The following is an 18,972-nucleotide window of genomic DNA, read 5'->3' on the forward strand; positions in this document are numbered from 1 at the left end:
GTAGACTACGCGCCATGGACACCGAACTCTCCCCCAAAGCCGCCGAAATTGTTGCCTGCGCGCGGTCGCTATTGGCGGCTGGGGGGTACAACGGGTTTAGCTATGCCGATGTGTCGGCTGCCGTGGCCATCAGCAAGCCCAGCATCCACCACCACTTTGCCAGCAAGGCGGAGCTGGTGCGTGTGGTGCTGGTGCGCTACCGCGCAGAGATCCGCACCGGGGTGGCGGCGCTGGAGCAGCAGGTGCCCGCCCCTGTGGCGCAGCTGCAGGCCTACACGGATTACTGGTCGGCCTGTATCCGGGATGGCAGTCTGCCCTTTTGCATCTGCGCCATGCTGGCGGCGGAGCTGCCGGCCATCCCTGCCGAGGTGGCAGACGAAGTACGTGGCCATTTTTCTGAATTGAGCGCCTGGCTCACAGGGGTGCTGACCCGCGGCGCGGCGCAAAAAGTGTTCTTCCTGCAGGCCACGCCCGAAGAAGAAGCCAGAACCTTCATGGCCACCGTGCACGGCGCGATGCTCTCGGCCCGCGCGTTTGGTGAGCCGGACCTGTTCCCCCGCATCGTTCAGCCGCTGCTGCGCCGGCTGACGTCTCCCTGAGCATTCCGCAGTTCGTCGCTCCCTCGTTTTTTTACCTCATCAATCTACCAACTAATAGATAGGAAACCTCGCCATGCCAAACCCTCTTTCCGTCCTGGGCATCGTCCACACCGCCATCAGCCTGGTGCCTGTGGTGGCCGGCCTCTACAGCTTTGCCAAGTACCGCAGCATCCAACCGGCCACGCGGTCCGGCAAGGTCTACCTGGGTGGACTGCTGCTTGCGGTGCTCACCGCGTTTGGCCTGTCCAGCACCGGCGGCTTCAACCCCGGACACGCCCTGGGCGTCTTGGCGCTGCTGGCGGTGTCTGGCAGCCTGCTGATTCCGCGCCTGTCCTTTTTGGGCTGGGCGCGGCCCTACCTGGCGACCTTTGGCCTGTCGTTCAGCTTCTTCCTGACGCTGGTGCCGGGCATCAACGAGACGCTGACCCGCCTGCCCGCCGGGCAACCCCTGGCCAGCGGGCCGGAGCACCCATTGGTGCAGGGCACGCTGCTGGCCTGGGTCGTCATCTTCCTCGCCGGCTTTGTCTTCCAGGCCTGGACGCTCCGCGCGCAAAAACAAGCCAAATAGGGCTCTAGCCCAGGTGGAATATGCGCGAGCAGCTTCTGTTTTGATAGCAATCAGGCCTGCGACAAGGCCACCGCATCGGCACCCGCGGGGATGCGCATGGGCGCGGCCGGGTCGGTCACGGCGCGCCACACAGCCTCGACCACATCCTGCGCGTAGGTCACCGGTGTGGCGGTGTCGCGCACGGCGGCGAACACGCGTTGTGTGAAGTCGGCGTAGGCCTCATGGGTACTGCCTGCCATGCGTGGGTGGGCGTTGTCGCCAAAACGGGTGCTGGGCGCACGCCCAGGCAACACGAGCCGGGCGCGCACGTGAAAGGGCTCCAACTCCAGCGCCAGCGATTCGGTGAACGCATTCACCGCCGCCTTGCTGGCGGTATAGACCGACAGCAGCGGCAGCGGCTTGAGCGTGACGCTGGAGGTGACGTTGACCACCACCCCCGCGCGCCGTTGCCGGAACTGCGGCAGCACGGCCTGCGTCATCGCCATGGTGCCGAAGGTGTTGGTCTCGAAAACCTCGCGCACGCTGGGCAGCGCCATGCCTTCCAGCGGCGCCAGCAAGCCCACACCGGCGTTGTTGACCAGGGCGTCGATGGGGCCGGCCGCCTCCACACAACGCCGGATGCTGTCAGCATCGGTCACGTCCAGCGCCAGCAGGCGCAGCCGGTCGGAGGGGGGCAACAGGCCTTCGCGCGGGGTGCGCATGGTGGCCACCACGCGCCAACCTTTGTCGAGAAAGAAACGGGCCGTCTCCAGGCCAAAGCCCGACGAACACCCGGTAATGAGAACAGTGGAAATGGCAGACATCAACAACTCCTTGGGGTAAGAGCTGCGTACGATACGTGCCGTAAACCGGACTGACTATGCTTAAATGTCCGTTTATTTGTTGAGATGATCCAATATGGTTGATCCGCTGGCAGAAGTTGTGTCCTTGCTGCAGCCGGGAGCACCGTTCTCCAAAGTGGTGGTGGCCTCGGCGCCCTGGGCAGTGCGCCGCACCGAGATGGGCCGGCCGTTTTACTTTGTGGTGCTGGAGGGCAGCTGCCAGCTCACGGTGGACGGCCCGGCACACAGCGACACCATCACCCTGAACGCAGGCGACTTTGCCCTCATCCCCGCGGCGCGCAGTTTTGCGACCTCCAGCCTGGACCGGCTGCCGCCCCGCGCGGGCGAAGTGGTGACCACGCCCATCACCGCCATGCCAGGCGGTGCGCGCGTGGGCGACCCCGAGGGCGCGGTGGACGTGCGCATGCTGGTGGGCAACTGCGTGCTGGGTTCGCCAGACGCCGCCTTGCTGGTGCCGCTGCTGCCCCAGTGGGTGCACGTGCGCAGCGAACCGCGCCTGTCCACTCTGGTACAGCTGCTGGGCGACGAAACCCGCACCGAGCGGCCCGCACGCGACATCGTGATGGCCCGCCTGCTGGAGGTGCTGTTGATAGAAGCATTCCGGTCCAGCGCCAGCACGGCGGCATCACCGGGCCTGGTGCGGGGCCTGTCGGACTCCAAGCTCGCCTTGGCGCTGCGCAGCATGCATGCGCAGCCCGCAGCGCCTTGGAACATGGCGCAGCTGGCACGCGAAGCCGCCATGTCGCGCTCGGCCTTCTTCGACCGCTTCAGCCGCACGGTCGGTGTCACGCCCATGGACTACCTGCAGACCTGGCGCATGGCCCTGGCCCAACAGCTGCTGCGACAGCGCGAGCTCGCCATCGCCGAGATTGCAGCGCGCGTGGGCTACAGCTCCGTCAGCGCCTTTGGCGTTGCCTTCACACGCCATGTAGGCGTTCCGCCGGGGCGCTACGCCAAAGGTGAGGTGGACGCCGCCGCAGTGTGAGCGACCTTAGCCACGCCCCACAAAGGGCATGTTGGTGGCCATGATGGTCATGAACTGCACGTTGGTGGACAGCGGCAGCCGGGCCATGTGCAGCACGGCGTCGGCCACTTCCTGCACATCCATCATGGGTTCCACGGCCACCTCGCCGTGGGCCTGCAGTACGCCAGTGGCCATGCGGGCCGACAGCTCGGTGAGCGCGTTGCCAATGTCGATCTGGCCGCAGGCGATGTTGTACTTGCGGCAGTCCAGCGAGATGGATTTGGTCAGGCCGGTGATGGCGTGTTTGGTGGCGGTGTAGGGAGCAGAGTGGGGGCGCGGCGCGTGCGCGGAGATGGAGCCGTTGTTGATGATGCGCCCGCCTTGGGGCGTCTGGCTCTTCATGAGGCGGATGGCGCCTTGTGCGCACAAGAAGGAGCCCGTGAGGTTGGCGTCCACCACGGTTTGCCACTGCGCAAACGTGATGTCTTCGATGTTGACCTTGGGGGCGCCCACACCTGCGTTGTTGAACAGCAGATCCAGCCGGCCAAACTTGTCCTGGATGGTGGCAAACAGCTGGTCCACCGATTCGGGCTGGCTCACGTCTGCACACACCGGGTGGGCACGGTCGGTGCCGCTGGCCTGGGCCACAGCATTCAGCGGCTCGGCCCGCCGCCCGGTCAATACCACGCGGTAGCCCGCTTGCAGCAGCGCCAGGGCCACGGCCCGCCCAATGCCGGTGCCGGCACCGGTGACCAATGCGACGGGGGAGGTGGTGTTCATGGCGGGCCTTTCAAAAAAACAATGTCGTCCCTTTGTACCAGATGTGTTGGCACACCCGGGCTCAAGCACCCCGCAGTTCGGTTTTGCGTTCGATGATGCGTGACACCAGCCCGTACGCCACCGCCTCGTCGGCCGACATCCAGTAGTCGCGCTCAATATCCACCAGCACGGTCTCCAGCGGCTTGCCGGTTTCGCGCGCGATGGTGCGGGCAATGCGCTCACGCGCCTTGACGATCTCGCGCGCCTGGATGGCAATGTCGCTGGCCGGGCCACCAGAGCCGCCGCTGGGCTGGTGGATCAAAAAGCGCGTGTTGGGCGTGCAGTAGCGCCGCGCGCGTGGCACCGACAAATACAAGTGTGTGGCGGCGCTGCCGACCCAGCCGGTACCCACCATGTTCACCGGCGCGGCAATAAAACGCACGATGTCGTGGATCGCGTCGCCCGACTCCAGGTGGCCGCCGGGCGAGCTGACCAGCATGTCGATGGGCTCGGCGCTGTCGGCGTCCAGCGCGATGAGGCGGCGTGTGATGTCGGCGGCCATGGCGTCGGTGACGCTGCCAAAGACTAGCAGCGTGCGGGACTTGAAGGCCTTTTCCTCCAGGTAGGAGGTGCGCGGCTCGGGGGCGCTGGCGGGCGTGGGGGTGTCGGCGGTGTCTGGGGTGTCCATGGGGGCTCCTGGTGGTTGAACTGCCTTGACGAACGCGGGGCAGTTTTCGTGACACGGCAAACCCAATCTGCCTATGGCACCATGCCCCCATGTACGACGCACGCCCCCTCTCCCCTCTGCCAGGCGCCCCGCACCCTGCCGACCACCACCGCCTGGTGCGCGCCGCCGCCCGCCTGCTGGGTACGGCGGAGGCGGAAGACGCGGTGCAAGACGCCTATGTGCGCGCGCTGGAGACGAACCCGGGCGAACTCAACTCCGCCCAGGCCTGGCTGCTGACCGTGGTGCGCAACCTGGCCATCGACCGCCTGCGCCGCCGCAGCTGGATGCAGCAGTGGCTGGAGGCCATGGGGACTGCGGATGCGGAACAGGCATCGCCCTCCGCCGAGATGGACGCTGCGCTGGCGCAAGAAGCCAGCCGCGCCCTGCGCCTGCTGGCGGCCCAGCTGGCACCCGAAGATGGCGCTGCATTGCTATTGCACGAAGTGTTTGACGTGGGCCACGCTGAAATTGCCGAGGCCAGCGGCCACACCGAAGCCGCCAACCGGCAGCAACTGCGCCGCGCACTGCTGCGGCTGCGCCAGGCACGGGGTGCGGCTGATGGCCCCACACCACCAGAGCGCGAGCCTGGCGAAGACACCGTCTTCCGGCTCTACCTGCAGGCGCTGCAGCTGCGCGACCCACACGTGCTGTGGGCCATGCTGCGGCACCCGCCCATCAGCGCGGTGGCACACCAGCCGGCGCTGGTCAGCCCAGCCGCCACCACCCCGCACACCATCGCCAGTGGCATGGTTCAACTGGGTGGTCAGCTGGGCCTGGTGCTCACGCTGGATGGCGTGCGCCTGTGCGTGGTGCCGCTGGGCGTGCGGACCGCGCAAGAGGCGGACGGAGTGCTATTTACATAAGAAATAGGCCTCTAGCCCCCGTGGAATATGCGCAAGAAGCTCCTGTTTTAATAGCAAAATCCACATCAACCCGGAATCCACAACGTGGGCAAACCAGCCAGCGGTTTCAACAACTTGGCCACCGCGCCGCTTTGCACCAGCTGGGTGGCGTGCGCAATGTCGGGCGCCAGGTAGCGGTCCACATGGTGGGCGGGCACGTCTTTGCGCAGCAGCGCGTGCACGGCTTCCAGCACGGGTGAGCTGGTCAGCGGGCGCAAAAACTCAATGCCCTGTGCGGCAGCCAACAGTTCGATGCCGAGGATGTGCGCGGTGTTGTGGATCATGCCCTGCAGGCGGCGCGCGGCGAAGGTGGCCATGGAGACATGGTCCTCCTGGTTGGCGCTGGTGGGCAGGCTGTCCACACTGGCGGGGTGGGCCATGGATTTGTTTTCGGACGCCAATGCGGCGGCGGTGACGTGCGCAATCATGAAGCCGCTGTTCAGGCCCGCATCGGCGGTGAGGAAAGGCGGCAGGCGCGACACGCCGCTGTCGATCAGCATGGCAATGCGGCGCTCGGCAATGGCACCCACTTCGGCAATGGCCAGGGCCATGCCATCCGCGGCCAGGGCTACCGGCTCGGCGTGGAAGTTGCCGCCGGAAATCATCGCGCCATCGTCGGGGAAGACCAGCGGGTTGTCGGTGACGGCATTCGCTTCAATCAACAACACGCGCGCCGCGTGGCGCAGCTGGTCCAGGCAGGCGCCCACCACCTGCGGCTGGCAGCGCAGGCAGTACGGGTCTTGCACGCGGTCATCGCCCTCTTCGTGCGACTTGCGGATCTGGCTGCCTACCAGCAGCTCGCGGTAGTACTGGGCCACATCGATCTGGCCGGGCTGGCCGCGCACGGCGTGGATGCGCGGGTCAAACGGGCCGTCGCTGCCGCGCGCTGCGTCCAGCGTCAGCGCGCCAATCAGCAACGCGGCTTCCAGCACCGGCTCAAAAGCCAGCAGACCGTGCAGCGCCAACGCGGTGGAAGTCTGCGTGCCGTTGATGAGGGCCAGGCCTTCCTTGGCCTCCAGCTCCAGCGGGGCAATGCCGGCCTTCTGCAGCGCCTGCAACGCGGGCACGCGCACACCGTCCACCAGCATGTCGCCCTCGCCCATCAGCGCCAGCGTCATGTGCGAGAGCGGCGCCAGGTCGCCCGATGCACCCACCGAACCTTGCGCGGGCACAAAAGGCACCAGGCCCGCGTTGTGCACGGCCAAGAGCGTGTCCACCACCAGTTCGCGGCAACCGGAGTAGCCGCGCGCCAGGCTGGCGGCCTTGGTGGCCATCATCAGCCGCATGATGGGCGCGGCCAGCGGCTCGCCCACGCCCACGCTGTGGCTGCGGATCAGGTTGCGTTGCAAGGTGGCCAGCTGGTCCTTGTCGATGCGCTTGTTGGCCAGCTTGCCAAAGCCGGTGTTGACGCCGTAGACGGGCGCGTCACCATCGGCCGCGGCCTTGACCAGCGCGTGTGATGCGCGCATGGCCACGCGGGCGGACTCGGGCAGGCTCAGCTGGCACACGCCCGCGTGGATCAGGCCCAGCTCATCGAGCGAGATCTTGCCGGGGTTGAGGATTAGTTGCGTCATAAATGTGTCCGGAGAATAGGTTTGTATCAGGGACACCGCAGAACTGGCTTTGCCAGGCTGCTGGTGTCGCCCCCTTGAGGGGGTAGCGCCGAAGGCGATTCAGGGGTGCTTTCTATTTCGAAATCATGGGCAGGTTCATGCCCTGCTCTTGGGCGCACTGCACGGCAATGTCGTAGCCCGCATCGGCATGGCGCATCACGCCGGTGCCGGGGTCGTTCCACAGCACACGCTCCAGGCGCTTGGCCGCGGCATCGGTGCCATCGGCCACGATGACCACACCGCTGTGCTGGCTGTAGCCCATGCCCACGCCGCCGCCGTGGTGCAGGCTGACCCAGGTGGCGCCACCGGCAGTGTTGAGCAGCGCGTTGAGCAAGGGCCAGTCGCTCACGGCGTCCGATCCGTCCTGCATGCTTTCGGTCTCGCGGTTGGGAGAAGCCACGCTGCCGCTGTCCAGGTGGTCGCGGCCGATGACGATGGGGGCTTTGAGTTCACCGTTTTTCACCATCTCGTTGAAGGCCAGGCCCGCGCGGTGGCGCTCGCCCAGGCCAATCCAGCAAATGCGTGCGGGCAGGCCCTGGAAGGCGATGCGCTCACCGGCCATGTCCAGCCAGCGGTGCAAGGCCTTGTCTTCGGGGAACAGCTCTTTCATCTTCGCGTCGGTCTTGCGGATGTCCTCGGGGTCGCCACTCAGTGCCACCCAGCGGAACGGGCCCTTGCCGCGGCAAAACAGCGGGCGCACATAGGCCGGCACAAAGCCGGGGAAGTCAAACGCGTTCTGCACGCCCTGGTCCAGTGCCACCTGGCGGATGTTGTTGCCATAGTCCACGGTGGGAATGCCCATGGCCTGAAAGTCCAGCATGGCCTGCACATGCACGGCGCAGCTCTTGGCGGCGGCCAGGCGCAGCGCGGCGTGTTGCGTGTCGTCCGCCTGTGCGGCGCGCCACTGCGCCACGGTCCAGCCGCTGGGCAGGTAGCCGTTCACCAGGTCGTGGGCGGAGGTCTGGTCGGTCACGATGTCGGGGCGCACACCGCCAGTAGCACCAGCTTTCACCCGCTTCACCAGCTCGGGCAAGATGTCGGCCGCGTTGCCCAGCAAGGCGATAGACACGGCTTTCTTCTCGGCCGTGTACTGGGCCAGGCGGGCCAGTGCGTCGTCCAGATCGGTGGCCTGCTCGTCCACATAGCGGGTCTTCAGGCGGAAGTCGATGCGGCTTTGCTGGCACTCGATGTTGAGGGACGATGCACCCGCAAAGCTGGCGGCCAGCGGCTGCGCGCCGCCCATGCCGCCCAAGCCCGCGGTCAAGATCCAGCGGCCCGCCAGGCTGCCACCGTAGTGCTGCTTGCCGGCTTCCACAAAGGTCTCGTACGTGCCTTGCACGATGCCCTGGCTGCCGATGTAGATCCAGCTGCCGGCCGTCATCTGGCCGTACATCATCAGGCCCTTTTTATCCAGTTCGTGGAAGTGTTCCCAGGTGGCCCACTTGGGCACCAGGTTAGAGTTGGCAATCAGCACACGCGGGGCATCGGCATGGCTGCGGAACACACCGACGGGCTTGCCGCTTTGCACCAGCAGGGTTTCGTCTTCATTCAAGTGGCGCAGGCTTTCCAGAATCGCCTCGTAGCAGTCCCAGTTGCGTGCGGCCTTGCCAATGCCGCCATACACCACCAGGGCGTCGGGGTTCTCGGCCACTTCGGGGTCCAGGTTGTTTTGCAGCATGCGGTAGGCGGCTTCGATCAGCCAGTTCTTGCAATGCAACTCGGTGCCACGCGGTGCGCGCACGGAGTGGGCTTGGGCGGGTGTCTTGGAGGTGGGCATGGGGTTTCTCTCACAAACAACAAAGAATGCGGCGGAGTCTACTTGTCTAGACATGTCTATGCAACTAGAATTTATCCCATGGCCCAAGCACCCTATACCCGCGTCAAAGATTTCCTCAAGCAAGGCCTGGCGGACGGCCGCTGGACGCCGGGTGCGCAGATGCCATCCGAATCGGAGCTGGTGGTGCAGTTCCAGGTCAGCCGCATGACGGTGGGCCGCGCCATCCGCGAGCTGCAGGCCGAAGGTCTGGTGACCCGCGTGCAAGGTGTGGGCACCTTTGCCGCACACCTGGCGCGTGTGTCGTCCACCCTCACCATCACCGATTTGCACGAAGACATCTTGGCGCGCGGCCACCAGCACCAGGCACGTGTGGTGCTGTCGCGCGCGGAGCCCACGGCCGATGGCCTGGCCCAGCAGCTGGGCCTGCCGCTGGGGGCGCCGGTGTTCCACACGCTCATCGTGCATTACGAAAACGGCGTGCCCCTGCAGTGTGAAGACCGTTATGTGAACCCGGCCTGCGCACCCGACTATTTGGGCGTGGACTTCACCCAGACCACACCCACGCACTACCTGCTGGCCGTGGCCCCGCTGTGGGAGGCGCAGTACTCCATCGAGGCCGGCCCGCCCAGCACCCACGAGGCCGAGCTGTTGGGCATCACGCCCGCAGACCCTTGCCTCATCGTCGTGCGCCGCACCATGAACCGTGATGTGCCCATCACCCTGGCGCGCCTGGTGCACCCCGGTGCGCGCTACCAGATCCACGGGCAGTTCAAGCCATGAAGCCGCACCTCGTCCACGCACACGACTGCGTGCCCCAGCCCTGGCGCAATGGCGGCGGGCAGACGCGCGAGCTGCTGGCCTGGCCTGCCGGGCCGCACTGGCAGCTGCGCATCAGCCGCGCCGACATTGACGCGGACGGGCCCTTCTCCGCCTTCCCCGGTGTGCAGCGCTGGTTTGCGGTGTTGCAGGGGGCAGGCGTGGCACTGCAGCTCGGTTGCGAACAACCCTTGCACGCGGGCGACGCGCCCTTGTGTTTTGACGGCGCCGAGGCCCCGCCATGCCGCCTGCTGGACGGCCCCACGCAAGACCTGAACCTGATGGTGCGCCAGGGCAAGGGCCATATGCAGGTGGTGCGGCCGGGCCAACGCTGGTCTGCCACGCTGGGCGAATGCGGGCTCTACACCTGCCAGGCCGGGCTGTGGAGCGATGGCACACAAACGCTGCACCTGGCCGCCCACACGCTGCTGTGGCATGCCGCGCCGCGCAGCGCCACCTGGCAGTTTGTGGCGGACGACAGCACCCACACCCTGTGCGCTTATTGGCTGGGTTTCTCCTCATCCAGCACCACCATCGGAGGCCACGCATGACCGCCCTCACCCTCTGGCGCAACGCCAACCTGGCCACCCTGCACGGCAGCACACCATGGGGGTGGATGGAGGACGGCACGCTGCTCACACAAGGCGACCGGATTGTGTGGGTGGGCGAAGCATCGGCCCTGCCGGCCACGCAGATGAAGCAGGTGGAAGACGAATACAACCTGGGCGGCGCCCTGCTCACACCGGGCCTGGTGGACTGCCACACGCACCTGGTCTATGGCGGCCAGCGCGCGGCCGAGTTTGAGCAGCGGCTGCAGGGCGCCAGCTACGAAGCCATTGCCCGCGCCGGCGGCGGCATCCGCTCCACCGTGGCCGCCACACGCGCCGCGAGCGACGAGGAGCTGCTGGCCAGTGCCACGCGCCGCGCACAAAGCCTGATGGCTGAGGGCGTGACCACGGTGGAAATCAAATCGGGCTACGGCCTGAGCGAAGTGGACGAGGCCCGCTGCCTGCGCGTGGCCCGCACGCTGGGCCAGACGCTGCCGCTGACAGTGCGCACCACCTACCTGGGTGCACACGCCGTGCCACCCGAGTTTGCGGGCCGCACCGACGACTATGTGGACGCCGTCTGCGCCTGGATGCCCGCGCTGCAGGCCGAGGGCTTGGTGGATGCCGTGGATGCGTTTTGCGAAAACATTGGCTTCACCCCTGCCCAAACGCGGCGCGTGTTTGAAGCCGCACGCGCGCTGGGCCTGCCAGTCAAGCTGCATGCCGAGCAGTTGAGCGACCAGGGCGGTGCCGCACTGGCCGCCGAGTTTGGTGCACTGTCGTGCGACCACCTGGAGCACCTGAGCGAGTCCGGCATCCGCGCCATGCAAGCCGCGGGCACCGTAGCCGTGCTGTTGCCCGGCGCCTATTACTTTCTGCGCGACACGCAGTTGCCGCCCATAGCCGCCCTGCGCGCCCACGGTGTGCCCATGGCCATTGCCACCGACCACAACCCTGGCACCTCGCCCGGCCTGTCGCTGCTGCTCATGCTCAACATGGCCTGCACGCTGTTCCGCCTGACGCCCGAAGAAGCATTGCGCGGCGCCACCGTGCACGGCGCACGGGCCCTGGGCCTGCACGACCGCGGCACGCTGGCAGTCGGCCAGCGCGCCGACTTCTGCGTGTGGGACCTGGAACACCCCAACGAGTTGGCCTACTGGTTTGGCCACAACCCTTGCCGCCGCACCGTGGTGGGCGGACTGGAGCGCACGTGATGACACACCCCGTTTTCACCCTCACGCCCGGCAGCACGCCGCTGCTGGTGAGCTTTCCGCATGTGGGCACCGAGATACCACCCGACCTGCAGGCCCGCCTGGTGCCGCGCGCGCTGGCCACCGAAGACACCGACTGGCACCTGGAGCCGCTGTATGCCTTTGTGCGCGCCATGGGCGCCGGCACCATAGTGCCGCGCTACGCCCGCTACGTGGTGGACCTGAACCGCCCGCCCGAGAACGCGCCCATGTACCCCGGCGTGAACAACACCGAGCTGTGCCCCACACACTTTTTCAGCGGCGAGCCGCTGTACCGTGAAGGCCAGGCGCCCAGCGAGGCCGAGATTGCGGGCCGGGTGGACACCTACTGGCGCCCCTACCACGATGCATTGAACGCCGAACTACAGCGCCTGCGCAGCGTGCATGGCCACGCTGTGCTGTTTGACGCGCACAGCATCCGCTCGGTGCTGCCCTGGCTGTTTGACGGCCAGTTGCCCGACCTGAACCTGGGCACGGTAAATGGCAGCAGCGCCGCGCCCGCATTGCGCGAGCAGCTATCGAAAGTATTGCAAAACCAAAGCCACTTCAGCCAGGTGGTGGACGGCCGCTTCAAGGGTGGCCACATCACGCGCCACTACGGCCGCCCGGACCAAGACATCCATGCCGTGCAGTTGGAGATGTGCTGGCGCTGCTACATGGCCGAGGAGCCGCCCTACGCCATAGACCCTGCGCGTGCAGCAGCCGTGCTGCCGGTGCTGCGGGCGCTGGTGCAAACCCTGGTGAGCTGGAGGCCCGCATGAGCGAACAACTTTTATGGGCGCCGCAGGCTTGGCTGAATGGCCACTGGGAACACAACGTGTGCCTGGCCGTGGATACGCAAGGCCACTGGGCCGACATCACGCCCAACGTCCCTACCCCGCCCACCCACGCCACCGTGCTGCCGGGCCCCGTGCTGCCGGGCTTGGTGAACGCGCACAGCCATGCCTTCCAGCGCGCGTTTGCCGGTCTGGCCGAGCGGCGCGAGTCGGCAGCAGACGACTTCTGGTCCTGGCGCGACCGCATGTACGGCGTGGCACTGCGCATCACACCCGCACAGCTACGCGCCGTGGCGGCGCAGTTGTACGTGGAGCTGCTGCAGGGCGGCTACACGCAGGTGTGTGAGTTCCACTACCTGCACCACCAGCCCGACGGCCAGCCCTATGCCGACGAGGCCACCATGGCCTGGGCCGTGGCCGACGCGGCCGCTGACGCCGGCCTGGGCCTGACCGTGCTGCCCGTGCTGTACGAGCGCGCCGGCTTTGCCCAGCCCACGCTGCGGCCGGACCAGCGCCGCTTTGCCGGCACACCCGACGTGATTGCCCGACTGCAGGCCACGGTGCAAACCGGCGGCCGCCCACGGGTGAATGCGGGCGTGGCCATCCACTCGCTGCGCGCAGCCTCGGCCGACTCCATCGACGCGCTGCTCGCCCAGGTGGGGGATGCGGATATGCCCATCCACATCCACGTGGCCGAGCAAATGCAGGAGGTGCGCGACTGCCTGGCCGCCACCGGCCAGCGCCCCATCGCCTGGCTGGGCCAGCGCTGGCCCATGGACGCCCGCTGGCAGCTGGTGCACGCCACCCACACCGAACAAGCCGAGATCGACACCGTGGCGCGCAGTGGCGCGGGCATCGTCATCTGCCCCAGCACCGAGGGCAACCTGGGTGATGGTTTTGCCGACCTGCCCGCCTGGCTAGCCGCAGGCGTGCCCATGGCCGTGGGCTCGGACAGCCATGTGAACCGCCAATGGGCCGAAGAACTGCGCTGGCTGGAATACGGCCAGCGCCTGCGCCTGCAGCAGCGCAATGTGGCCGCCGCCCCCACGCAGCAACCAGCCACGGCCGCGCGCCTGTTCGACGCGGCACTGCACGCCGGTGGCCCCGCAGCGGGCCAGCGCGTATGGGGACTGACGCGCGGCGCACGTGCCGACGCGCTGGTGCTGGATGTGCAAACGCCGGGCTTGCTGGGCGTGCCCGCCACTCACCGGCTGGACGCGCTGGTGTTTGCGACCAACACGTCGGCCCTCAGCGAGGTGTACGTGGCAGGCCACAAGCTGGTGCATGCAGGCCGCCATGTGGAGCAGGACCGCATCGCCCGGGCGTTCGAGAGCACCATGCAGGCCCTCTGGGAAATCTAAGAAGAATTGGCCTCTAGCCCCCGCATTTATTGCGCTTACAGCTACTATATTTATAGCAACCCAGAGTTAAATCACACGAAGATAGCTAGTAAAACCCCGTAGACGAATCGCACCCTTGTGTCCTTGGTTTTTGCAGGTAATACCCCTAGACTGTGGACCATGGCTTAACCAGCGGCACATGATCCATCTCTACCCTAGCGCCCCGCGCCGCACACTCTCCGATTCATCACAGAGACGTGGCCCCGTCAAACTCAAAATCATGTGGGTGGCGTGGGTGGCCATTGTGTTTTCGGGGATTGGACTGGTACTTGTGCTTTTGCACCTGCGCACCCAGACGCTGGAGGCAGGCGCCAAGCTGACGGAGTCTTTTGCGCTGGGTATTGAGGAGCAAACCACACGCTCTCTGCAAGCGGTAGACATCAGCTTGCAACTGGCCGCCAGCAAACTGGCGGACCTGCAAACCAGGGGTCTCCTGACGCACCGCACCGCCGGTATTGCCTTGCGCGAAAGCCGGGACCAGATCCCTTTTGTGTCCGAGTTGGTGGTGCTGGATGCCAACGGCCAGGTGCAGTACGAATCGGGCGGCAACGCCATCGGCATCGACCTGGCGGACCGTGCCTATTTTCAGCGCTACCGCCACAGCGCAGACACGGGGTTCTACCTGGCCCCCCCAGTACAGGGGCGGGTGTCTGGCAAATGGCATTTGAATGCAGTGCGGCCCCTGCGCAGCACCAATGGAACGCTCACTGGCGTGATGGTCATGGGGCTCAACCCGCAGTACCTGAACAAGCTGTGGGAGCGTATCGACCTCGGGGACCAGGGTTCGATCACCCTCCTCAGCAAAGAGGGTGTGCTGATGATGCGCACGCCATTTGACGCTACCGCGATGGGGGTTAGTTTGGGGGACAGGCCGCTCTTCAAGTCGTTGCTGCCAGCCAGTACCTATGGCAATTTCCAGAGTGTCAGCCCGATCGACCAGGTGACGCGCATGTTTTCTTACCGGCAACTGCGCGAGTACCCCCAGTTGGTAGCGGTGGTTGGCATTTCGCACCCGCTGCTGCTGGCACCGTGGGAGCGTTTGGCCTGGATTGCTGCAACGATCTGGACCGCTGCCTCCGCCGCCGTGCTGGTCCTGTGTTATTTCCTCAGCCAGACGTGGAAGCAAACCGTCAACAGCGCCGCACGGCTGCAGACCATGGCGCGCCGCTTTGAACTGTCCACCGACGCGGCCTCGGTGGGAGTGTGGGATTGGGACATCGAACACGACATCTGGTATGCGTCGCCCACCTACTACACCATGCTGGGTTATGCCCCCGAGGAAGGCCCGGGAGACCGGGCCCTGTGGCTGTCCAGAGTGCACACAGAGGACCGCGCGGGTATTGAGGCGCAGATCCGCGCCGCGCTGGACAAGGCCTCGGACAACTACCAGTACGAAGGCCGCCTTCTGCATGCCGATGGCAACTACCGCTGGGTGCATGTGATTGGCCGGGTGCTGGAGCGGGACTCTGATGGAAAACCACTGCGGCTCATGGGTGTGCGCCTCGACATCACAGAACGCAAGCTGGCCGAGGAAGCGTTGCGCCGCAGCCAGGCTTTCAGCCTGGCCATTCTGGATTCGGTGGTGGCCCAGATTGCGGTGCTGGACACGCTGGGAACCATCCTGGCGGTGAATGCACCCTGGCAGCGTTTCTGTACGGAGAACCGTGCGCCGGAGGGCATCACACTACGCGGAGGGCCCGGCGACAATTATCTGGAGGCCCGCCACCTGCCACGAACCGATGCAACGGATAACGGCCAGAAAGCCCGCGACGGCATCCGGGCAGTGCTGCAGGGGCGTGTGCCCAGCTTCTTCATGGAATACCCGTGCAACAGCCCAACCCAGGAGCGCTGGTTCAGCATGAGCGTAACGCCCCTGGGCACCGAGGGCGCAGGGGCGGTGGTGGCCCACCTGGACATCACCGAGCGCAAGGCCCAGCAGTCCATGCTGAAACTGGCCGAGCAAGTCTTCGCCCAAGGGCTGGAAGGCATCATGGTGGCCAATGCCAAAGGCCGTGTGGTGCTGGTGAACCAGGCCTTCACCGATATCTCGGGCTATACGCAGGCGGAGGTGCTTGGGCAAAAGCCGCGGGTGCTGGCGTCGCAGCGGCATGGCGACGATTTTCACCAAGCCATTACCGACGCGGTCAGGACTCAAGGCACCTGGCAGGGCGAAATCTGGAGTCGACGTAAAAATGGGGTGGAATATCCCCAATGGCTCAAGATCAGCGTGGTGCGCGATGCAGGGGGCGAGGTCTGCAACTTTGTGGGAACCTTCAGCGATATCTCCGAGCAAAAGGCCAACCAGGAGAAGATCAACTGGCTCTCCCACTTCGACCCGCTCACCGGCCTGCCCAACCGCTTCTTACTGCAGGACAGAACCGCACACGCCATCAGCATGGTGCAGCGTGCCGAACAGCCGCTGGCCATGATGATGGTGGGCATAGACCACTTCAAGACCATCAATGACACGCTGGGCTACGCCGCCGCCGACCAGGTACTGCAGCAGGTGGCACAGCGGTTGCAGCAATCGGTGCGCGAACAGGACACGCTGGCCCGCATGGGCGGCAAGGAATTTGTACTGGTGCTGCCTGGCACACACAACGAAGGCGCAGCACACCTGGCCACCAGCCTGCTCTGGAAACTGGGCCAACCTTATGAGGTGAATGGGCAAACACTGACCCTGAGCGCCACCATCGGCATTGCCAACTACCCCGAGAACGGTACGGACTGCCCTGCACTGCTCAATGCCATCGAAATTGCCATGCACCGCGCGCAGGCCAATGGCCGGGGCAGTTTCCAGTTTTACAACGAAAGCATTTACCAGCAGGTGATGGCGCATGACCATCTCTCCAAGGCCTTGCGCAACGCCATTGCGCTGAACCAACTGAGCTTGGAATACCAGCCCCTGGCCGACCTGCAGACGGGCCAGATCAGCGGCATGGAGGCCCTGCTGCGCTGGACCCACCCCGAGTTGGGCCGGATCCCACCGGCGAACTTCATACCGCTGGCCGAGGAGTCGGGACTGATCATCGGAATTGGCGAATGGGTACTGCGCAAAGCCTGCGAGGACATCCAGAACTGGCAACGCAAAGGCATCGTGGTGCCCCATGTGGCGGTCAACGTGTCGCCCCTGCAATTTCAGGACAGCGACTTGTTGCTGCAGGTGAAGCGCGCGCTGGACGACTTCCAGATTGATCCGTCACAGATCTACCTGGAAATCACCGAAAGCGCCTTGATGGAGAATGTGCAGCACAGTGAAGCGCTGCTCAAGGAGCTCAAGGCCATGGGGCTGCGCCTGTCGCTGGACGATTTCGGCACCGGCTACTCCTCGCTGAGCTACCTCAAGCGCTTTCCGTTTGACAAGGTGAAGATCGACCAGTCCTTTGTGCGCGACATCACCAACAACCGCACGGATATCGTGATTGTTCGCGTGATCGTGTCCATGGCCCATGGCCTGGGCTTGAAGGTGATTGCCGAGGGGGTGGAGACCGAGAGCCAGTGTGAAATCATGCGCACCAATGTGTGTGACGAAATACAGGGCTACTTCTTTTCGCGCTCGGTACCGGCCCAGACCATGGAAACGCTGTTCGCCCAACCGCTGCAACTGCCCAGCGAGTTGCTGCGGTTCAGAAAGCCGCAGCGCACCCTGCTCCTGGTGGACGATGAAGCCAATGTGCTGGCCTCGCTCAAGCGCCTGTTCCGCCGCGACGGGCACAACATCCTCACCGCCAGCAGTGGCCAGGAGGGCCTGGACATTTTGGCCACCCAGAAGGTGGATGTGATCATTTCTGACCAGCGCATGCCCGGCATGACCGGGGTGGAGTTCTTGCGGGCCGCCAAGGCCAGCCACCCGGACACCGTCCGCATCGTGCTGTCGGGCTACACGGAGTTGCAATCTGTCACCGACGCCATCAACGAAGGCTCCATCTACCGCTTTCTGACCAAACCCTGGGAAGACGAGCAACTGCGCGACCATATCCGCAAAGCGTTCGAATACAAGGAGCTGCAGGAAGAAAACCAGCAGTTGGGTATCAAGATCCGCACCACCAACCAGGAACTGGTGTCCGCCAATATGCAGCTCAACGCGGTGCTGGAGACCACGCGCGACCAGGTGCTGCGCGACGAGACCACCTTGTCCATTGTGCGAGAGGCCCTGGAGTGCATCCCGCTGCCCGTGATTGGGGTGGGCGACGATGGCTTGATTGCCTTTGTCAACGAGGGGGCTGATGCGCTGCTGCATGACCGTGGCATGCTGCTGGGCGAAGCGTTGTCACAGTGTCTGCCCGAGGTGCATGCGGCCACCACCAATACGCCGGAGCATGTGCCCCACCCCGTCGTACTGAGCGAACGCTCCATGTCCGTCTCGTGGAACCACATGGGCATGCGCTCACCGTCCAGGGGCAAGCTCATCACTTTTACTGACCTGCAGGAGACACCGTGAATACCCCCGCAGAGCACACCAGCCCCCCGCTGCCCTGGCCCAGCCAGGAGCGGCTGGATTACCTGTTCCGGCATGTGGCGCAGGACCCGGGGGCCCAGGTGCTCAAGACCCTATTGCAAGACCTGCTCAAGCGCGCACAAGCATGACTTCGCCCACCAGCCCCGATTTGCTGCCCGTCATCCACAGCCTGCCCTCGCTATCGGCCGTGGTGTTGGACCTGCTGCAAAGCTTGGGACACGAAGAAGTCGGCAACACCCGACTGGCCCAAAAAATCAGCCAGGACCAGGCGCTGTCGGCACGCACACTCAAGTTGGCGAACTCTTCGTTTTACGGGACCAGCTTTCGCAGCAAGACTGTGCGCGAGGCGGTGGCGGTGCTGGGCAGCAAAACCATCCACCGCCTGGCCACAGCATCCGCCTTCATCGACGGACTGCCGGGCACAAAGCAGGGCGGATTTGATGTGACATCCCTTTGGCGCCACTCGATTGCCACCGCACTGTGCGCCGCCGAGTTGGCCCAGGCCACGGGTGGGGCTGCGGACATCGCCTACGTGGCGGGCCTGCTGCACGACGTGGGTCGGTTGGCGCTGGCCACCTACCAGCCCGCCGAATACCAGCAAGCCATGGCCTACCGCGCGCAGCAGGATTGCAGCGTTCTGATAGCAGAGCAGCGCACGCTTGGGACCAACCATTCGACGATCGGGGAAGCACTGACCCGGCACTGGAAGTTGCCAGAGGAAGTGCAACAAGCGGTGGCTTGCCACCATGCCGTCAGGTCAGGAGACACCAGCCTGCTACCGATCATTGTGCTGGCCGCTGACGCCATGGCACATGCACTGGACCTGGCGCAGGACCCGGGCGAAGCCGTGCCGCCCATTCCCACCGTTGTCTGGCGCACACTGGCGTTGAGCGATGAGGCCCTGCAAGGCGTGATGCGCAGGGTGCTGGAGCAGTTCGAAGCGGCCAGCAGCGTGCTGGACTCTTGAGGAAA

At 65.4% G+C, this 18,972-nt stretch carries 17 protein-coding genes; 12 read left to right on the forward strand and 5 right to left on the reverse strand.

Features of this window, described 5'->3' with window-relative positions; genetic code table 11:
* The first annotated feature begins 14 nt into the window (after window positions 1–14).
* Together AC3WS7_RS04595 and AC3WS7_RS04600 are read left to right on the forward strand one after the other, a co-directional pair.
* Entirely contained in the window at window positions 15–599 is a 585-nt protein-coding gene (locus AC3WS7_RS04595) for a TetR/AcrR family transcriptional regulator (protein ID WP_492655515.1), read from the forward strand.
* Between the two features lie 73 nt (window positions 600–672).
* Window positions 673–1,167: a hypothetical protein gene (locus tag AC3WS7_RS04600; RefSeq protein ID WP_492655516.1), complete on the forward strand. Its 495-nt coding sequence runs from the start codon at window positions 673–675 to the stop codon at window positions 1,165–1,167.
* Between the two features lie 50 nt (window positions 1,168–1,217).
* Here AC3WS7_RS04600 and AC3WS7_RS04605 read toward each other — a convergent pair whose 3' ends face one another.
* Window positions 1,218–1,961, reverse strand: coding sequence for an SDR family oxidoreductase (locus AC3WS7_RS04605; protein ID WP_492655560.1), 744 nt, complete (start codon window positions 1,959–1,961; stop codon window positions 1,218–1,220).
* Between the two features lie 103 nt (window positions 1,962–2,064).
* On the opposite strand from AC3WS7_RS04605, the gene AC3WS7_RS04610 reads away from it, so the two are divergent.
* Window positions 2,065–2,994 carry an AraC family transcriptional regulator gene (locus tag AC3WS7_RS04610; protein WP_492655517.1) on the forward strand — a complete coding sequence of 310 codons (930 nt, stop codon included), beginning with the start codon at window positions 2,065–2,067 and terminating at the stop codon, window positions 2,992–2,994.
* A gap of 6 nt (window positions 2,995–3,000) precedes the next feature.
* Here AC3WS7_RS04610 and AC3WS7_RS04615 read toward each other — a convergent pair whose 3' ends face one another.
* Window positions 3,001–3,753, reverse strand: coding sequence for an SDR family oxidoreductase (locus AC3WS7_RS04615; protein WP_296471575.1), 753 nt, complete (start codon window positions 3,751–3,753; stop codon window positions 3,001–3,003).
* Between the two features lie 61 nt (window positions 3,754–3,814).
* The gene (locus AC3WS7_RS04620; protein ID WP_492655518.1) at window positions 3,815–4,420 is read right to left on the reverse strand and encodes an ATP-dependent Clp protease proteolytic subunit; all 606 of its coding nucleotides are present in this window, start codon (window positions 4,418–4,420) and stop codon (window positions 3,815–3,817) included.
* A gap of 89 nt (window positions 4,421–4,509) precedes the next feature.
* On the opposite strand from AC3WS7_RS04620, the gene AC3WS7_RS04625 reads away from it, so the two are divergent.
* Window positions 4,510–5,322: a sigma-70 family RNA polymerase sigma factor gene (locus tag AC3WS7_RS04625; RefSeq protein ID WP_492655519.1), complete on the forward strand. Its 813-nt coding sequence runs from the start codon at window positions 4,510–4,512 to the stop codon at window positions 5,320–5,322.
* A gap of 65 nt (window positions 5,323–5,387) precedes the next feature.
* Here AC3WS7_RS04625 and hutH read toward each other — a convergent pair whose 3' ends face one another.
* The gene (hutH, locus tag AC3WS7_RS04630) at window positions 5,388–6,935 is read right to left on the reverse strand and encodes a histidine ammonia-lyase (protein WP_492655520.1); all 1,548 of its coding nucleotides are present in this window, start codon (window positions 6,933–6,935) and stop codon (window positions 5,388–5,390) included.
* A 112-nt stretch (window positions 6,936–7,047) separates the two neighbouring features.
* The gene (gene hutU / locus AC3WS7_RS04635) at window positions 7,048–8,751 is read right to left on the reverse strand and encodes a urocanate hydratase (protein ID WP_492655521.1); all 1,704 of its coding nucleotides are present in this window, start codon (window positions 8,749–8,751) and stop codon (window positions 7,048–7,050) included.
* 78 nt (window positions 8,752–8,829) lie between these two features.
* On the opposite strand from hutU, the gene hutC reads away from it, so the two are divergent.
* From hutC to AC3WS7_RS04675, 8 genes are all read left to right on the forward strand, one after another.
* Complete coding sequence (gene hutC / locus AC3WS7_RS04640; RefSeq protein WP_492655522.1) at window positions 8,830–9,531, forward strand: histidine utilization transcriptional repressor HutC; 702 nt, start codon at window positions 8,830–8,832, stop codon at window positions 9,529–9,531.
* Entirely contained in the window at window positions 9,528–10,118 is a 591-nt protein-coding gene (locus AC3WS7_RS04645) for a HutD/Ves family protein (protein WP_492655523.1), read from the forward strand. Before hutC ends, AC3WS7_RS04645 begins: the two co-directional genes overlap by 4 nt.
* Entirely contained in the window at window positions 10,115–11,329 is a 1,215-nt protein-coding gene (gene hutI, locus AC3WS7_RS04650; RefSeq protein ID WP_492655524.1) for an imidazolonepropionase, read from the forward strand. Before AC3WS7_RS04645 ends, hutI begins: the two co-directional genes overlap by 4 nt.
* A complete protein-coding gene (gene hutG / locus AC3WS7_RS04655; RefSeq protein ID WP_296471604.1) occupies window positions 11,329–12,126 on the forward strand; it encodes an N-formylglutamate deformylase in 798 nt (265 codons plus the stop codon). The genes hutI and hutG overlap by 1 nt, the downstream gene beginning before the upstream one ends.
* Window positions 12,123–13,502 carry a formimidoylglutamate deiminase gene (locus AC3WS7_RS04660; RefSeq protein ID WP_492655525.1) on the forward strand — a complete coding sequence of 460 codons (1,380 nt, stop codon included), beginning with the start codon at window positions 12,123–12,125 and terminating at the stop codon, window positions 13,500–13,502. Before hutG ends, AC3WS7_RS04660 begins: the two co-directional genes overlap by 4 nt.
* Before the next feature lie 310 nt (window positions 13,503–13,812).
* Complete coding sequence (locus AC3WS7_RS04665) at window positions 13,813–17,982, forward strand: EAL domain-containing protein (protein ID WP_492655526.1); 4,170 nt, start codon at window positions 13,813–13,815, stop codon at window positions 17,980–17,982.
* Window positions 17,979–18,128, forward strand: a complete 150-nt coding sequence (locus AC3WS7_RS04670; RefSeq protein WP_492655527.1) for a hypothetical protein — start codon at window positions 17,979–17,981, stop codon at window positions 18,126–18,128. Before AC3WS7_RS04665 ends, AC3WS7_RS04670 begins: the two co-directional genes overlap by 4 nt.
* On the forward strand, window positions 18,125–18,967 hold the full coding sequence (locus AC3WS7_RS04675; protein WP_296471613.1) for an HDOD domain-containing protein: 843 nt from the start codon (window positions 18,125–18,127) through the stop codon (window positions 18,965–18,967). Before AC3WS7_RS04670 ends, AC3WS7_RS04675 begins: the two co-directional genes overlap by 4 nt.
* Window positions 18,968–18,972 lie beyond the last annotated feature (5 nt).

Source organism: Rhodoferax sp. EU05-FHT12H12 (genome assembly GCF_058791215.1).

Bases quoted from the DNA above. Each gene is read 5' to 3' on its own strand.
- AC3WS7_RS04595 (WP_492655515.1), top strand. From the start codon at position 15: ATGGACACCGAACTCTCCCCCAAAGCCGCCGAAATTGTTGCCTGCGCG.
- AC3WS7_RS04600 (WP_492655516.1), top strand. From the start codon at position 673: ATGCCAAACCCTCTTTCCGTCCTGGGCATCGTCCACACCGCCATCAGC.
- AC3WS7_RS04610 (WP_492655517.1), top strand. From the start codon at position 2,065: ATGGTTGATCCGCTGGCAGAAGTTGTGTCCTTGCTGCAGCCGGGAGCA.
- AC3WS7_RS04615 (WP_296471575.1), bottom strand. From the start codon at position 3,753: ATGAACACCACCTCCCCCGTCGCATTGGTCACCGGTGCCGGCACCGGC.
- AC3WS7_RS04620 (WP_492655518.1), bottom strand. From the start codon at position 4,420: ATGGACACCCCAGACACCGCCGACACCCCCACGCCCGCCAGCGCCCCC.
- AC3WS7_RS04625 (WP_492655519.1), top strand. From the start codon at position 4,510: ATGTACGACGCACGCCCCCTCTCCCCTCTGCCAGGCGCCCCGCACCCT.
- hutH (WP_492655520.1), bottom strand. From the start codon at position 6,935: ATGACGCAACTAATCCTCAACCCCGGCAAGATCTCGCTCGATGAGCTG.
- hutU (WP_492655521.1), bottom strand. From the start codon at position 8,751: ATGCCCACCTCCAAGACACCCGCCCAAGCCCACTCCGTGCGCGCACCG.
- hutC (WP_492655522.1), top strand. From the start codon at position 8,830: ATGGCCCAAGCACCCTATACCCGCGTCAAAGATTTCCTCAAGCAAGGC.
- AC3WS7_RS04645 (WP_492655523.1), top strand. From the start codon at position 9,528: ATGAAGCCGCACCTCGTCCACGCACACGACTGCGTGCCCCAGCCCTGG.
- hutI (WP_492655524.1), top strand. From the start codon at position 10,115: ATGACCGCCCTCACCCTCTGGCGCAACGCCAACCTGGCCACCCTGCAC.
- hutG (WP_296471604.1), top strand. From the start codon at position 11,329: ATGACACACCCCGTTTTCACCCTCACGCCCGGCAGCACGCCGCTGCTG.
- AC3WS7_RS04660 (WP_492655525.1), top strand. From the start codon at position 12,123: ATGAGCGAACAACTTTTATGGGCGCCGCAGGCTTGGCTGAATGGCCAC.
- AC3WS7_RS04675 (WP_296471613.1), top strand. From the start codon at position 18,125: ATGACTTCGCCCACCAGCCCCGATTTGCTGCCCGTCATCCACAGCCTG.